Annotated in this window: 11 protein-coding genes; all 11 read right to left on the bottom strand. The window is 63.8% G+C overall.

From position 1 onward, the window contains the following. Window positions 1-39: 39 nt before the first annotated feature. The gene (locus tag K4A76_RS20045) at window positions 40-909 is read right to left on the bottom strand and encodes an oxygenase MpaB family protein (RefSeq protein WP_274410999.1); all 870 of its coding nucleotides are present in this window, start codon (window positions 907-909) and stop codon (window positions 40-42) included. A 42-nt stretch (window positions 910-951) separates the two neighbouring features. Then, window positions 952-2,886 (bottom strand): acetate--CoA ligase, encoded by a 1,935-nt coding sequence (gene acs, locus K4A76_RS20040; protein ID WP_274410998.1) that lies wholly within the window; start codon window positions 2,884-2,886, stop codon window positions 952-954. A gap of 197 nt (window positions 2,887-3,083) precedes the next feature. Next, entirely contained in the window at window positions 3,084-4,748 is a 1,665-nt protein-coding gene (gene pgi / locus K4A76_RS20035; RefSeq protein ID WP_161891945.1) for a glucose-6-phosphate isomerase, read from the bottom strand. A gap of 148 nt (window positions 4,749-4,896) precedes the next feature. Next, window positions 4,897-5,760 carry a pantoate--beta-alanine ligase gene (gene panC, locus K4A76_RS20030; protein WP_274410997.1) on the bottom strand — a complete coding sequence of 288 codons (864 nt, stop codon included), beginning with the start codon at window positions 5,758-5,760 and terminating at the stop codon, window positions 4,897-4,899. After that, window positions 5,757-6,557, bottom strand: a complete 801-nt coding sequence (panB, locus tag K4A76_RS20025; RefSeq protein WP_274410996.1) for a 3-methyl-2-oxobutanoate hydroxymethyltransferase — start codon at window positions 6,555-6,557, stop codon at window positions 5,757-5,759. Before panB ends, panC begins: the two co-directional genes overlap by 4 nt. A 262-nt stretch (window positions 6,558-6,819) precedes the next feature. Further along, window positions 6,820-7,299 carry a 2-amino-4-hydroxy-6-hydroxymethyldihydropteridine diphosphokinase gene (gene folK, locus K4A76_RS20020; RefSeq protein ID WP_054913923.1) on the bottom strand — a complete coding sequence of 160 codons (480 nt, stop codon included), beginning with the start codon at window positions 7,297-7,299 and terminating at the stop codon, window positions 6,820-6,822. Next, entirely contained in the window at window positions 7,296-8,684 is a 1,389-nt protein-coding gene (locus tag K4A76_RS20015; RefSeq protein WP_009685365.1) for a polynucleotide adenylyltransferase PcnB, read from the bottom strand. Before K4A76_RS20015 ends, folK begins: the two co-directional genes overlap by 4 nt. Before the next feature lie 830 nt (window positions 8,685-9,514). Continuing rightward, on the bottom strand, window positions 9,515-10,960 hold the full coding sequence (locus K4A76_RS20010) for a sigma-54-dependent transcriptional regulator (RefSeq protein ID WP_054913922.1): 1,446 nt from the start codon (window positions 10,958-10,960) through the stop codon (window positions 9,515-9,517). Window positions 10,961-10,964: 4 nt separating this feature from the next. Then, window positions 10,965-13,940 carry a sensor histidine kinase gene (locus tag K4A76_RS20005; RefSeq protein WP_029886588.1) on the bottom strand — a complete coding sequence of 992 codons (2,976 nt, stop codon included), beginning with the start codon at window positions 13,938-13,940 and terminating at the stop codon, window positions 10,965-10,967. Next, window positions 13,924-14,100, bottom strand: a complete 177-nt coding sequence (locus K4A76_RS20000; RefSeq protein ID WP_003250005.1) for a hypothetical protein — start codon at window positions 14,098-14,100, stop codon at window positions 13,924-13,926. The genes K4A76_RS20005 and K4A76_RS20000 overlap by 17 nt, the downstream gene beginning before the upstream one ends. A gap of 568 nt (window positions 14,101-14,668) precedes the next feature. Continuing rightward, the gene (gluQRS, locus tag K4A76_RS19995; protein ID WP_110679068.1) at window positions 14,669-15,556 is read right to left on the bottom strand and encodes a tRNA glutamyl-Q(34) synthetase GluQRS; all 888 of its coding nucleotides are present in this window, start codon (window positions 15,554-15,556) and stop codon (window positions 14,669-14,671) included. Window positions 15,557-15,586: the final 30 nt, after the last annotated feature.

The raw sequence follows: 15,586 nt of genomic DNA, 5'->3' as shown, positions 1-15,586 counted from the left end.
GGCACGTTAAATCAGTTCCGCAGGCGCGACCTGTTGCCCTCACTCGATGCCCATGCGCCGCCTGGCGCGGTGCGCGGAACCGTCGCGCATTGCCCAGCGCAGCAGCGCTGCCGTGGCCTTGAGGCCCAGGCGGATCAGGCGCTGCTGCCAGGGCCGGTGCTGCAGGCCAAGCAGGCTCTGGCCCCAGCCAGGCAGCAGGTCGATGCCGGCGTGCAGCATCAGTTTGGCCACCGGTTGAGCCAGGCGGCTGGGGGCAGGGGCGTCGAGCAGAATCCGCATGACCTCCCGGCTGCGCGCATCACAGTGCAGTTGCGGGCGCATGGCTTGCAGGTAGGCGTCCACCTGCTGGCACGAGCGTGGTACGTCACGGGCGCCAAGGCGCTCGGCGATCAAGGCGATTTCGTTGTAGTAGGCATCTTGCTCGCTGCGCGGCAGGTGCGGGTTACGGTAGCGCAAGTGGGCGGCCAGAAAGCTGCTGACCTCTGCCACATGCACCCAGGTCAGCAAGGCTGGGTCGCTGGCCGCGTAGTGGCGGCCATCCGGCGCGGTGCCGGTCACTTGCAGGTGGATGGTGCGCACTTTCTCGATCAGCCACTCGGCATCACCGGTCGCGCCGAAGGTTGTACCGGAGATGAACTGGCTGGTGCGCCGCAGGCGGCCGAGCAAGTCCTCGCGGAAGTTGGAGTGGTCCCACACGCCGGCCAGGGCCAGCGGATGCAACACCTGCAGCATGAGTGCGCTGATGCCGCCGACCAGCATGCTCGGAAAATCGCCATGCACCTGCCAACTGACACTGTGCGGGCCGAACAGCCCTGGGTCACCCTTGGGGGACTCTAGGTCGAGCTGGCCGAGGGCCAGCCCGGTAAGGCTCATGACCTGGGTTTCGATACGGCGGCGTAGGGCTTCCATGGCGACCTGCGATACAGGGCGGTCATCAGCAGCGGCCGCCGGTTACTGGTTGAGGCGTTTGTCGATCAGGTCCTGCACCACGGCGGGGTCGGCCAGCGTCGAAGTATCGCCCAGGTTGTCCAGTTCGTTGCAGGCGATCTTGCGCAGTATACGCCGCATGATCTTGCCGGAGCGGGTCTTGGGCAGTGCCGGGGCCCACTGGATCAGCTCCGGCTTGGCGAAACTGCCGATTTCCTTGCTGACCAGGGCGACTAGCTCGGCCTTGAGCGCTTCGTCCGGCGTAATGCCATTCATGGCCGTGACGAAGGCGTACACGCCCTGGCCCTTGAGGTCATGCGGGTAGCCGACCACGGCGGCTTCGGCGACGCGATCATGCAACACCAGTGCGCTTTCCACTTCGGCCGTGCCGATACGGTGCCCTGACACATTGATCACATCGTCAATACGCCCGGTGATCCAGTAGTCGCCGTCGGCATCACGGCGGGCGCCATCGCCGGTGAAGTAATGACCGGGCATGGGTTTGAAATACGTGTCGACCATGCGCTGGTGGTCGCCATAGACACTGCGGATCTGCCCGGGCCAGCTGGCCTTGATCACCAGCAGGCCGGCACCCGGCCCGTCGATCACCTCGCCCTTTTCATCCAGCAGGGCGGGCTGTACGCCGAACATGGGCTGGGTGGCACAGCCCGGCTTGAACGTGGTCGAGCCGGGCAGGGGGGTCAACATGATGCCGCCGGTTTCGGTCTGCCACCAGGTGTCGACGATGGGGCAGCGCTTTTGCCCGACCGCTTCGAAGTACCACTCCCAGGCTTCCGGGTTGATCGGCTCGCCGACACTGCCCAGCAGGCGCAGGCTTTTGCGCGAGGTGCCCTGCAGTGGCCCCGAGCCCTCGCGCATCAGTGCCCGCAGCGCGGTCGGCGCGGTGTAGAAAATATTGACCTGGTGCTTGTCCACCACCTGCCAGAAGCGCGAGGTGTCCGGGTAGTTCGGTACCCCTTCGAACATCAGCGAGATGGCGCCGTTGGCCAATGGGCCGTAGACGATGTAGCTGTGCCCGGTGACCCAGCCCACATCCGCGGTGCACCAGAACACTTCGCCGTCGCGGTAATCGAACACCACCTTGAAGGTCAGGGTTGCCTGCAACAGGTAGCCGGCGGTGGTGTGCAGCACGCCCTTGGGTTTGCCGGTGCTGCCAGAGGTGTAGAGGATGAACAGCGGGTCTTCGGCTGCCATGGGCTCGGGGGCGCAATCGTCGCCGGCGTGTTCGGTTGCCTCGTGGTACCAGAGGTCGCGGCCCTCGGCCCAGTCCACCGCGCCTGCGGTACGGCGTACCACGAAGACGCTGCTGACGGCCGGGCAACTGGCCAGGGCTTTGTCGACGTTCTGCTTCAACGGGATACGCTTGCCGCCGCGCACGCCTTCATCGGCGGTAATCACCGTACGGCAGTCGGCATCGAGAAGACGATCACGCAGGGCGTCCGGCGAGAAGCCACCGAACACCACCGAATGGATAGCGCCGATGCGGGTGCAGGCCAGCATGGCGAACGCTGCTTCGGGGATCATCGGCATGTAGATGCACACGCGGTCGCCTTTCTTCACCCCGCGCGCCTTCAGGGCGTTGGCCAGGCGGCAGACTTCGCGGTGCAGTTCGCGGTAGCTGATGGCTTTGGCATCTTTCGGGTCGTCGCCTTCCCACAGCAAGGCCGTCTGCTCAGCGCGCTGGGCCAGGTGGCGGTCGATGCAGTTGTAACTGACGTTGAGCTGTGCGCCGTCGAACCAGCGGGCCTCGCCGGAGCGCAGGTCGCACTGCTGCACGCTTGACCACGGCTTGATCCAGTCCAGGCGCTTGGCTTGCTCGGCCCAGAAGGCGTCGGGGTCTTCCACCGACTGGCGGTAAAGGCGCTGGTAGTCGTCAGGTGTGAGGGCGGCGGACTGACTGACGGCCAGGGCCTGGGGATAGTTGCGGATATCGAACATGGCGGTGGTCCTGCTCTTGTAAGGGGCGAGGGACTGCAACGGCTATTCGATAGGACAGTGTAGCTGGGAGAGGTGTTCAAATTGTGCCGGCCGCTTCGCGGGCATGCCCGCTCCCACAGGTACTACGCCCCACTCGCGGGCGGCGCTATCGCTGTGGGAGCGGGCGTGCCCGCGAAGCGGCCGGCACAGGCTTGAGATCACCCGCGATGACGGCCGCGGAAGTAGTTGATCAGGCCTTGGGTCGAACCATCTTCGGCGCTGTCGTCCAGGCTGCCGACCAGGCGCTGGTACACGCCCTTGCCCAGTTCCTTGCCCAGCTCGACGCCCCACTGGTCGAAGGCGTTGATGCCCCAGACCACGCTTTGCACGAACACCTTGTGTTCATACATGGCCACCAGCGCCCCCAAACGGCGTGGGCTGATGCGCTCTACCACCAGGGTGTTGCTCGGGCGGTTGCCCGGGATCACCTTGTGCGGGGCCAGCTTTTCGATGTCTGCTTCGTTCAGCCCCTTGCCACGCAGTTCGGCTTCGGCTTCTTCGCGGGTTTTACCCAGCATAAGGGCCTGGCTTTGCGACAGGCAGTTGGCGTACAGCCACTGGTGATGGTCGGCGACCGGGTTGAAGCTCACGACCGGCACGATGAAGTCGGCCGGAATCAGCTGGGTGCCTTGGTGCAGCAACTGATGGTAGGCGTGCTGGCCGTTACAGCCGACGCCACCCCAGATTACCGGGCCGGTTTCGGTTTTGACCGGGGTGCCGTCCTGCAGCACGCTCTTGCCGTTGGACTCCATGTCCAGTTGCTGCAGGTGCTTGGTGATGTTGCGCAGGTAATGGTCGTACGGCAGGATCGCATGGCTGCTGGCGCCCCAGAAGTTGCCGTACCACACGCCCAGCAGGGCCAGCAGCACCGGCATGTTCTTGTCGAACGGCGCGGTCTGGAAATGCTGGTCCATGGTGTAGGCGCCGGACAACAGCTCCTTGAAGTTGGCCATGCCGATGGCCAGGGCGATCGGCAGGCCGATGGCCGACCACAGCGAGTAGCGCCCCCCCACCCAGTCCCACATCGGGAAGATGTTCTCTTCGCGGATACCGAAGGCCACCGCGGCAGCCTTGTTGCTGGAAACCGCAATGAAGTGGCGGTACAGCTCGGCCTCCGAACCACCCTGGGCCAGGTACCAGGTACGCGCGGCCATGGCATTTTTCAGGGTTTCGAGGGTGTTGAACGACTTCGACGAAACAATGAACAGGGTCGTTTCGGCGCGCAGCTTGGCCGACAGTTCGTGGAACTCGCTGCCGTCGATGTTGGCCAGGTAGTGGCAGCGTACACCGCGCTGCGCGTAGGGCAGCAGGGCTTCGGAAACCAGCTCCGGGCCGAGGAACGAGCCGCCGATACCGATGTTGACCACGTCGGTGATCGGCTTTTCGCTGTAGCCACGCCACAGGCCGTCATGGATGCGGCCAACCAGTTCGGTGATCTGGTTGAGTACCTTGTGCACTTCCGGCATGACGTTCACACCGTTGACGCTGAGTTTGTCGCCAACCGGCCGGCGCAATGCGGTGTGCAGCACCGGGCGGCCTTCGGAGGCGTTGATGATTTCGCCACTGAACATCGACTTGATAGCGTCCTGCAGGCCCACTTCGTTGGCCAGGTTGACCAACAGATCGCGGGTTTGCTCGGTGATCAGGTTTTTCGAGTAGTCGAGGAACAGGCCGCAAGCGCTAAGGGAAAACTGGTCGAAGCGTTGGGCATCGGCGGCGAAGGCGTCGCGCATGCTGAAGCTCTGCATGGCGTCGCGGTGTTGCTGAAGCGCCTGCCAGGCGGGCAGCGCCGTCACATCGTGGGGTGTACGGTAATACGCCATTGCGCGGGGTTCCCTTAATGCGTGGTGAGGCCTTTGACACGGCAGTCATTGCCGGGTTCAGGCTGCATCATTATAGGCAAAGGTCACGCGCTGGGAATGGCTGTGGGACGGGGATTTTGAGGGGGCTGCAAAGCAGCCCCCAAGGCCTTTATGCGGTTTTCTCTTCCACGTGCAGGTACAGATTGTCGATCAACCGGGTGTTACCCAGGTAAGCCGCCGCAATCACCACAAGGTCGCGATCATCGATCACCGCCGGGCGCAGGCTCACGGCATGGCGCACTTCCAGGTAATCTGGACGCAAACCCGCGGCAATCAGCTGCGCCTGCCCTTGGGCAACCAGCGCGGCAAAGTCCCGCTGCCCGCGGACAATGGCCGAAGCCATATGCTGCAGCGTACGGTACAGCGCAGGCGCGGTGGCCCGCTGCTCGGGCGTGAGGTAACCATTACGCGAAGACAGCGCCAGGCCATCGTTGGCCCGCACGGTAGGCTCGCCAATGATCTGGATCGGCATGTTCAGGTCGCGGACCATGGCGCGGATCACTGCCAGTTGCTGGAAGTCCTTTTCACCGAACACCGCAAGGTCTGGCTGGACCATGTTGAACAGCTTGGTGACCACGGTGGCCACACCTTCGAAATGCCCTGGCCGGCTGGCGCCGCACAAGCCTTCGGAAAGCTGGGGAACACTGACCCGGGTTTGCACGCTCATGCCGTCGGGGTACATCTCTGCCACGCTGGGTGCGAACAAAAGGTTGCAGCCGGCTTGCAGCAGGCGCTCCTGGTCGGCGGCCAAGGTACGCGGGTAGCTGTCCAGGTCTTCGTTGGCACCGAACTGCAGCGGGTTGACGAAGATGCTGGCGACCACGAAATCGGCACGCTGCGCGGCCTTGGTGACCAGGGCCGCGTGGCCGCTGTGCAGGTTGCCCATGGTCGGCACGAAACCGATGCGCTTGCCCTCACCGCGGGCACGGGCTACTGCTGCGCGCAGTTCGCGGACGGTCTTGACTGTATTCATGCACTGAACCCGTGTTCGCTGCCTGGGAAACTGACTTGCTTGACGGCCTCGACGTAAGCGACGAGGGCGCTGTGGATATCCGATTGGCCCTGCATGAAGTTCTTCACGAACTTGGGCACCCGGCCGCTCAGCGACAGGCCAAGCATGTCGTGCAGCACCAGCACCTGGCCATCGGTGGCACTGCCGGCGCCGATGCCGATCACCGGAATACCGACCGCGTTGGTGATTTCCGCGGCCAGTTCGCTGGGGACGCACTCCAGCAGCAGCATGGCTGCACCGGCCTGTTCCAGGGCAATGGCATCAGCGCGCATCTGCCGGGCCTGGGCTTCCTGGCGGCCCTGCACCTTATAGCCGCCCAGTACGTTGACGGTCTGCGGGGTCAGGCCCAGGTGCGCACACACCGGTACGCCACGCTCAGCCAGCAGGCGAATGGTTTCTGCCAGCCAGGCGGCACCTTCGATCTTGATCATGTGGGCGCCTGCCTGCATCAGCGTGGCGCTGTTGGCAAAGGCCTGTTCCGGGGTGGCATGGGCCATGAATGGCAGGTCTGCCAGGATCAGCGCGCCGTCATTGCCACGTTTGACGCTGGCGGTATGGTAGGCCATGTCGGCCGTGGTGACCGGCAAGGTACTGTCGTGGCCCTGCAGGACCATCCCCAGCGAGTCGCCCACCAGCAACACTTCAACACCGGCCTGGCTGGCGACTTTGGCGAAGGTCGCGTCGTAGCAGGTCAGCATGGTGATTTTTTCACCCTTGGCCTTGAGGCCATGCAGGGTGGTCAGGGTTACTTCAGGCATGTAGGAAATTCCTCGTTCAGGCGCTGTAAAAAACGACTGCATTCAACGCGTGTAGTCATCTTCCGGAGCGGCACATCATCGCGCGTGATGTTCGGGCACAGGTCCGTCCGGGCCTAAATACGGGTATGCGGCAGTCAGTTGCCACACGGGACGCCTATAGTCGTGAGCGAGGTGGGGGAAGTCAATCACCCTGTTACCGCATTGTTACGATCAGGGTGTTACTGGCGTTACCCGGCCGGTGCAACGGGCTGGAGCACCCGGTTTACAAGCGCTCCAGGCCGATGAATGGGCAAGCCTCAAGCAGCTGCGCAAGGGCGCGGCCATCGGCCAGGCGGAAGTCGCCCGGTACCAGCTCGGCCAGCGGGTACAGTACGAAGGGGCGGGCATGCATGTGGTAATGCGGCACCGTCAAGCGGGGCTCATCGAGCACCTGGTCGCCGAACAGCAGGATGTCCAGGTCCAGCGTGCGTGGGCCCCAGCGCTCCGCGCGCACCCGGCCCTGGTCGTTCTCGATGGCTTGCAGGGCATCGAGCAAGGCCAGCGGTGCCAGCTGGGTGTCCAGCGCCGCGACGGCGTTGGTATAGCGTGGCTGCCCGGGCAACAGCGAATCGCTGGTGTAAAAGGCAGAGGCTGCTACCAGGCGCGTGGCCGCGACCTGGTCCAGCGCCTGCAACGCGCTGCGCAACTGCTCGGCCGGTGCAGCCAGGTTGCTGCCCAGGCCGACGTAGGCGCGCGTCGTCACTCGAATGCCTCGTCGCCAGCGCGCTTGCGTTTGCTGCCGCTGCGCTTGCGTTTACGCGGGCCGGCAGTGCTGCCTTCGTCACGGTTGCCCAGGTCGCGGATCATCTCGCGGCGCTCGCTGTCGTTGGCGTCCTGGTAATCGGTCCACCATTGCCCCAGGTCGTCGGTTTCTTCGCCCGCGCTTTCACGCAGCAGCAGGAAATCGTAACCGGCACGGAAGCGCGGGTTGTCCAGCAGCATGTCGGCGCGCTTGCCGCTGCGGCGTGGCAGGCGCTCCTGCATGTCCCAGATTTCCCGGATTGGCAGGGTGAAGCGCTTGGGGATGGCGATGCGGGCGCATTGCTCGGCGATCAGGTCGTGGGCTGCGCCATTCATGGCCGGAATCGGGGGTACGCCCTGGCTCTGCAAATGCAGCACGCGGGCTGGCAGGGCAGGCCACAGCAGCGCGGCGAACAGGAACGCCGGCGTTACCGGTTTGCCCTGCTTCACCCGTAGGTCGGTGTTGTTCAGTGCCTGGCTGATGAGCGTGTGGGTATAGGTCGGGCGCTCTTCCAGCGCGTGCGCACTGGCCGGGAACAGCGGCTCGAACAGCTCCAGGTCGACGAGCATTTCAAAGGCGATGGCACCTTGGCCCGACAGGAACAGCTTCAGGCTCTCTTCGAACAGGCGCGCTGGCGGGATTTCGCGCAGCAGTGGGGCCAGTTCGCGGATCGGCTTGAAGGTGTGCTTCTCGATACCGAAGTCCAGCTTGGCCGCGAAGCGCACTGCGCGCAGCATGCGCACGGGGTCTTCCTGGTAGCGGTGCGTCGGGTCGCCGATCAGCCGCAGCAGGCGGTTGCGAACATCGTGCACGCCGTTGGCATAATCGAGAATGCGCTCGCTGACCGGGTCGTAGTACAGGGCGTTGATGGTGAAGTCGCGGCGCTGCGCGTCTTCTTCCAGGGTGCCGTATACGTTGTCACGCAGGATGCGACCACTGGCGTTATGCGACGAACGGTGGCTGTCATTCTGGTCATCTTCCGTATGCGGGGCACGGAAGGTAGCGACTTCGATGATTTCACGGCCGAAATGCACATGGACCAGCTTGAAGCGGCGGCCAATGATGCGCGCATTACGGAACTCGGCACGGACCTGTTCAGGGGTAGCGCTGGTGGCAACGTCGAAGTCTTTCGGCGTAATGCCCAGCATCAGGTCGCGGACGCAGCCACCGACCAGGTAGGCCTGGTAACCGGCAGCCTGCAAGCGCTCGACAATGTTCACCGCGTGGCGGCTGAACTGGTGGCGCTGCAACGAGTGCTGGCTCTTGTTGATCACCTCAGGCGTGGTGCGCCTGTGGTGCTGGCCCGGTACGGGCGGGCGGAACGACTGGAACAGCTTCTTCAGCATGGGATGCACTGTTTGAAGGAATGTTCGGCCAAGAATAGGAGAATGGCCGCATGATGGGCGGGGATTCTAGCATTTACTCAGGGAATGGTGTAGGCGGGTAGCAGGAAGCCTGCGGGAATCGCAGAAACGACAAGGGGAGCCTAAGCTCCCCAAGAAGTGTCGTTGCGTGCTCTTATTATTTTTTTGCCGGGCTTTTTGTTTTTGTTGAGTGCCCTGCCCACAAAGCCTGAAGCTTGTGGACGACCCCCAAACCGGGGGTAAAGAGCAAACGGATTGCTTTGGCCGCTGATGTCACGTTGATCTGTCGATCCAACCAGTTCAGGCGCTGCTTTTTAGTGCAGTTTTTGTTGTTCTCTGCCTGGTCGTGGGGCAAGCCCCAAACACGCATCCTCTCCAAAAGAATCAGTTAGCTGCGCCTCCGCCGTCTTGTTTTTATTGTGCGTGAGCCGTTTCGTCTTGTTCTTATTATGAGTTGCAGTGCTTGTTATTGTTCTTGTACCAGAGATATAGCAGGTGCCGTGCCAACTTTTGAAAAACCGGTAAAATCAATGGGTTGGTGGATTCTGCAGGTTTGTGGCAGGCCCGCAATGTGGAATTTTCGTTACCGTACGCCTCGGTGACTGTTACGGCGCAGAGGGTGGGTAACAGATTTTTGCGGCGGCAGATGTGTTACCTGGGGTGTGGTGGCTGGCCGTTTTGCGGGCTTGCCCGCTCCCACAGGATCACCGCGGGCTGCAAGGTTGCGCCGTGCTTATGGGAGCGGGCGAGCCCGCGAACAGGCCGGTGAGGCTGGTAGAGAAGGGGCAGGAGGAACCTCCCACCCAGGCAGGTCAGTTATCGCTGGTGGCGTTGCTCTTGCGCCGCGGAATGCCCAGGCGTTGGCGGCGTTCCCACAGGCATTTGCGGCTGACGCCGAGCTTGCGGGCCAGTTCGGTCTCGGTCATGTGGTCCTGGTGCTCGAGCACGAAGTGCTGGAAGTAGTCTTCCAGGGACAAGTCCTCGGTCGGCTCGTGGCTGGCATTGGCCGCGCTGGCCACCGCCAGGGCGTTGTCGAGAATATCGTCTTCTTCCAGGTCGCTCAGCTCGATGTCGATACCCAGCAGGTCGGCAGAAATTTCTGCGCTCTCGCTGAGAATGACCGCGCGCTCCACGGCGTTTTCCAGCTCACGTACGTTGCCCGGCCAGCTGTAGTGACGAATGGCCTGTTCGGCTTCGGCAGAGAAGTGCAGGTCATCCCGGCCGATGCGCGCACTCTGGCGGGCCAGGAAGGCACTGGCGATTTCATTGACGTCGCTGCCGCGCTCGCGCAGCGCGGGCAGCTTCAGGGCGATCACGTGCAGGCGGTAGTACAAGTCTTCGCGGAACTGGCCGGCCTTGGCCAGGTTCTTCAGGTCGCGGTGGGTCGCGGCGATCAGGCGCACATCGACCTTTTGCGACTGCACCGAACCGACCCGGCGAATTTCCCCTTCCTGCAGCACGCGCAGCAGGCGGGCTTGGGCTTCCAGGGGCAGTTCGCCGATTTCATCAAGGAACAAAGTACCACCGTCGGCGGCCTCCACCAGGCCCGCACGGCCGGCACTGGCGCCGGTGAACGCGCCTTTCTCGTGGCCGAACAGTTCGGACTCGATCAGGGTTTCGGGGATGGCCGCGCAGTTCACCGAAATCATCGGCGCCTTGGCCCGCCGCGACAGGTTGTGCAGGGCGCGCGCCACCAGCTCTTTACCGGTACCCGATTCGCCCTGGATCAGCACATTGGAATCGGTTGGGGCCACCTTGCGGATCTTGCTGTACATGTCCTGCATGGGCGGGCACGAGCCGATGATACCAATGTCGCCATTGGCCGCTGCCGGGGCCGCTTTGTCGGCAGGGGCTGCCTTGCCGGTGCTGGCGCGGGGCTCGGCAGCCGGTGCCGCAGCCGGGGCGTTCTGCCGGTCGCGCAGGATGCGGGCCACCGCTTGCAGCATTTCGTCGTGGTCGAAGGGCTTGGCGATGTAGTCCACCGCGCCCATCTTCATCGAGTCCACGGCTGAGCGCAGGCTGGCGTAGCTGGTCATGATCAGCACCGGGGTGCCTTGGCCGAGCTTGATCAGCTCGGTGCCGGGTGCACCTGGCAGGCGCAGGTCACTGACGATCAGGTCGAAAGTGGCAATGCTGAAGCGTTCCTGGGCTTCCTGCACCGAGCCGGCTTCGCTGACCTGGTACTGGTTCCGCTCGAGCAGACGACGCAAGGCCGAGCGGATGATGGTTTCGTCTTCGACGATCAGAATGTGCGGCATTGATTCAATTCTCTCGACGGTCTCGAATTTCAGGGGACGTCGCTACGACATGCCGGGGCAGGGTCACGCGGATCCGGGTGCCACGTTGCCGTTCGATGTCGGCCGGGCTGTCGATGGTGATTTGCCCATAATGCTCTTCCACGATGGAATAGACCAGAGCGAGGCCCAGTCCGGTTCCCTCGCCGGGGTCCTTGGTGGTGAAGAACGGCTCGAACAGACGGTCCTGGATGTTCTTCGGGATGCCGCTGCCCTCGTCCTCGACGATCAGGTCGACGGTGTGCTCGCTCACCTCGCTGCGCACGCGCACTGCGCTGCCGGGCGGCGAGGCGTCGCGGGCGTTGGAAAGCAGGTTGATCAGCACCTGGGCCAGGCGCTGCGGGTCGCCTTCTACCCAATGGTCGGGGTCGCAGAGGTTGAAGAACTGTACTTCGAAATTACGCCGGTTCAGCGCCAGCAGACCAATGGCGTCCTGCGCCACTTCGGCCAGGCACACCGGTTCCTCGCTGTTCTGGTGGCTGCCACCGGCATGGGCAAAACTCATCAACGACTGGACGATGCGTGACACGCGTTTGGTCTGGTCGAGGATCTGGCTGGACAGCTCGGTGATTTCGCCGTCGCCTTCACGCTCCTCGCGCAGGTTCTGCGCCAGGCAGGCGATGCCGGTGATCGGGTTGCCGATTTCGTGGGCCACGCCGGCGGCCAGCCGGCCGATGCTGGCCAGGCGCTCGGAATGCACCAGCTTGTCTTCCAGGGCCTGGGTTTCGGTCAGGTCCTCGACCAGCAGTACCAGGCCGCTGTTACCGGGGGCCAGTGGTTCATCGATGGCCGCCTTGTGCAGGTTCAGCCAACGTGGCTGGCCATCCAGTGCCAGGCGTTGTTTGTGCAGGTGCTCGTCGGGCACGTTGATGAAGCCCTGCAGCAGCCCGCGCCAGGGCTCGGCGATGGTCACCAGGCGTGAGCCGACCACGTGCTTGGCGGCAATCCCGGTGAGCTCTTCCATGGCCTTGTTCCACATGAGGATTTCCTGGTCCTTGGCCAGCGAGCAGACGCCCATGGGCAGCTCCTGCAAGGTCTGGCGGTGGTAGCGGCGCAGGGCATCGAGCTCGGCGGCCAGGCCGGTCAGGCGCGAGTGGTAGTCTTCCAGGCGGCTTTCAATGAAGTGGATGTCCTCGGTGACGTAGTTCTCGTTACCGGACTTGTACGGCAGGAAGGTCTCGACCATGTCCTGGGCCACGCTCGGGCCCATCAGGCCCGAGAGGTTGGCCTCGATACGGTCACGCAGGCGGCGCAAGGCGTATGGCCGGCGTTCGTCGAACGGCAGGTAAAGGTCACGCAGGGCCTGCTCCACTTCCTTTTGCGCGGCTTTGGCGCCCAGCGGCTTGGCCAGTTGGGTCGCGAATTCCTGGGGCGAGGCTGCGTGCAGTTCGCGGCGCTGTGGGCGGCGCACGTTGTCCACCGCGCAGGCTTCTGCGGCGCTGACTTCTTCGGTGCTGGCGTTGGTGAACAGCGAAATCAGGGTGAACAGCAGCACGTTGGCCGCCAGCGAGGCGATGGCCGCCATGTGCCAGCTGGTATCGTCCAGCACGTAGATCATGTCCAGCAGCGGGATGTAGAAGCCCTGCAGGTTGCCCAGCAGCGGCAGCAGCATGGTCACCATCCACACCAGCGTGCCGGCCAGCAGCCCGGCGATGAAGCCGCGGCGGTTGGCGGTCGGCCAGTACAGCACGGACAGCACGCCGGGCAGGAACTGCAGCGTGGCCACGAACGCCACGATGCCCAGGTTGGCCAGGCTCTGGTGGTTGTTCTGGGTCAGGTAGAACATGAAGCCGGCGGTGATGATGGCGACGATCAGTGCGCGGCGGGTCCATTTCAGCCAGCGGTAGATGTTGCCCTCGGCCGGGGGCTGGTATAGCGGCAGCACCAGGTGGTTGAGGGCCATGCCCGACAGCGCCAGGGTGGTGACGATGATCAGGCCGCTGGCCGCCGATAGGCCGCCTATATAGGCCAGCAGGGCCAGTGCCTGGTTGTTGGCGGCAATGCCCAGGCCCAGGGTGAAGTACTCGGGGTTGGTACTGGCGCCCAGGCGCAGCCCGGCCCAGAGTACCAGCGGCACGGCCAGGCTCATCAGCAGCAGGAACAGCGGCAGGCCCCAACTGGCGCTGACCAGCGAGCGTGGGTTGAGGTTTTCGGTGAAGGCCATGTGGTACATGTGCGGCATGACGATGGCCGAGGCGAAGAACACCAGCAGCAGGGTGCGCCACGGGCCTTCCTGCAACGGGGTGTGCAGGGCAGCCAGGGCGGTCTGGTTCTGCAGCAGCCACACTTCCAGCTCGTGCGGGCCGCCAAACACGCCATACAGGGCGTACAGGCCGATGCCGCCCAGTGCCAGCAGCTTGATCACCGACTCGAAGGCGATGGCGAACACCAGCCCTTCATGCTTTTCGCGCGTGGCGATATGCCGTGAGCCGAAGAAGATGGTGAACAGGATGATCAGCGCACAGAACGCGAAGGCCACCCGGGCCTTGACCGGCTCACCGGTAAGGATGCTGATCGAGTCGGCCACCGCCTGTATCTGCAACGCCAGCAACGGCAGTACGCCAATCAGCATGATGAGGGTGGTCAACGCGCCCGCCCAGGTGCTGCGGAAGCGGAACGCCAGCAGGTCGGCCAGCGACGACAGCTGGTAAGTGCGGGTGATCTTCAGGATCGGGTACAGCAGCACTGGCGCCAGCAGGAATGCACCGGACACCCCCAGGTAACAGGCAAGGAAGCCGTAGCCGTACTGATAGGCCAGGCCCACCGAGCCGTAGAACGCCCAGGCACTGGCGTATACGCCCAGGGACAGGGTGTAGGTGAGCGGGTGGCGAATGATGGCGCGCGGGATCAGCCCACGCTCGCTGACCCAGGCTACGCCGAACAGCACCATGAGGTACCCGGCGCTGATCAGGATCATCTGGGTCAGGCTAAAGCTCATCGGCATCTCGTTGGCTCTGCAGGATGAAGGTGACGACGATCAGGATCAGCCAGAGCAGGTACGGGCGGTACCACGCTCCGGTCGGTTCGATCCACCAGTCCATGATGGCCGGTGAGAACAGGTAGATCCCCACGACCAGAAGCAGGACCAAACGATAGATGTACATGCTGGCCTCGATGGTTGGGCGCTGCGGGTTTGAACTTATTATTGGCGCAAATGATTGGGCGGATGCTAGCGGGAATCGCTGAGGTTAGCCAAGGGTTTGAATTTGTTGGGCTTTTGATTTGAGGGGAAGATGGCCTGTTCGGGCCCTATCGCTGGCAAGCCATAGGATTACCACGGGGCCTGAGTGCTGCGCTGTACCTGTGGGAGATTCTATGGTTTCTGGCAAGGGTAGCCGCAGTATCTTCAGCGCCTGTGAGACCGAGCGCCGCCCGCGCGGCGCTTCGCGGGTAAACCCGCTCCTACATTTGTTTCGGGCCAATTATGCCTGTGGGATTTGCGCGCGAACGCCTTGGCGCCCGCCACGATATCGCGTCGTAAAAACAAGGCGGTCGCGCGCGTCCGGCACAGGCAGTACTGGCCCGAAACAAATGTAGGAGCGGGTTTACCCGCGAAGCGCCGCGCGGGCGGCGCTCGATCTCACAGGCGCTGCATACCTTCTGACAAACACTTGCCAGCCCTGATGCGATCCCTGTGGGAGCTGGCTTGCCTGCGATAGGGCCGGCAAGGCCTCAGCGCAGTTCAGCCTCTGGCACCGTCGTGCGCTGCGCAATCGCTTCGGGCCGCCACTGCTGGCGGGCCACGGCCAATACTTCAGCCGGCGTTGCCAGCAGCAACTGCGGGTCAGTCGCCTGCCCCAGCGCCCGTAACGCCCGCAACAACAGCGGCGTCGCCTGCTCGGCCTGCAACGGCGGCGAACGGTATGACTTGCCAAGCTTGTGGCCGTCCGGCTGCACGATCAGCGGTATGTGCAGATAGCGCGGCTGCGAAAAGCCCAGCAGCTCTTGCAGGTACAGCTGGCGCGGGGTGTTGTCGAGCAGGTCGGCACCGCGCACGATGTGGGTTACACCTTGCCAGGCATCGTCCAGTACCACGGCCAGCTGGTAGGCATACAGGCCATCGCGGCGCTGTATCACGAAATCGCCCACGTCGCGGCCCAGGTGCTGCTGGTAAGCACCCTGTACGCGGTCGCTGAAACGGTAGATCAGCTCTGGCACCCGCAAGCGGATCGCCGCGCCCTCGCGCGCATGCCCGGCGTTACGGCACAGGCCTGGGTAGATGCCGCCATAGGCCTCCAGTTGCTTGCGCGAGCAGGTGCAGGCATAGGCCAGGCCCATGTTGAACAGGCGGTCGACCACGGCGGCATAGGCGTCGTGGCGCTGGCTTTGAAACACCACTTCGCCGTCCCAGTGCAGGCCGTAGCGTTCGAGGGTTTGCAAGATGGCGTCACGGGCGCCGGGCATTTCCCGGGGCGGGTCGGTGTCTTCCACGCGCAGCAGCCAGCGGCCGTCGACGGCGCGGGCATCCAGCCAGGAGGCGAGGGCAGCCACCAGTGAGCCAAAGTGCAGGAAACCGCTGGGGGTGGGGGCAAAGCGCCCGATGTAGCTGGAGTTGGTCATGGTCTGGCTGGGTATATAAATGCAACGGGG

Source organism: Pseudomonas sp. NEEL19, from assembly GCF_028751975.1.
GTDB classification, from domain to species: domain Bacteria; phylum Pseudomonadota; class Gammaproteobacteria; order Pseudomonadales; family Pseudomonadaceae; genus Aquipseudomonas; species Aquipseudomonas juntendi.
The sequence above is the reverse complement of the archived record's forward strand: the minus strand, read 5'-3'. Positions and strand labels throughout refer to the sequence as shown.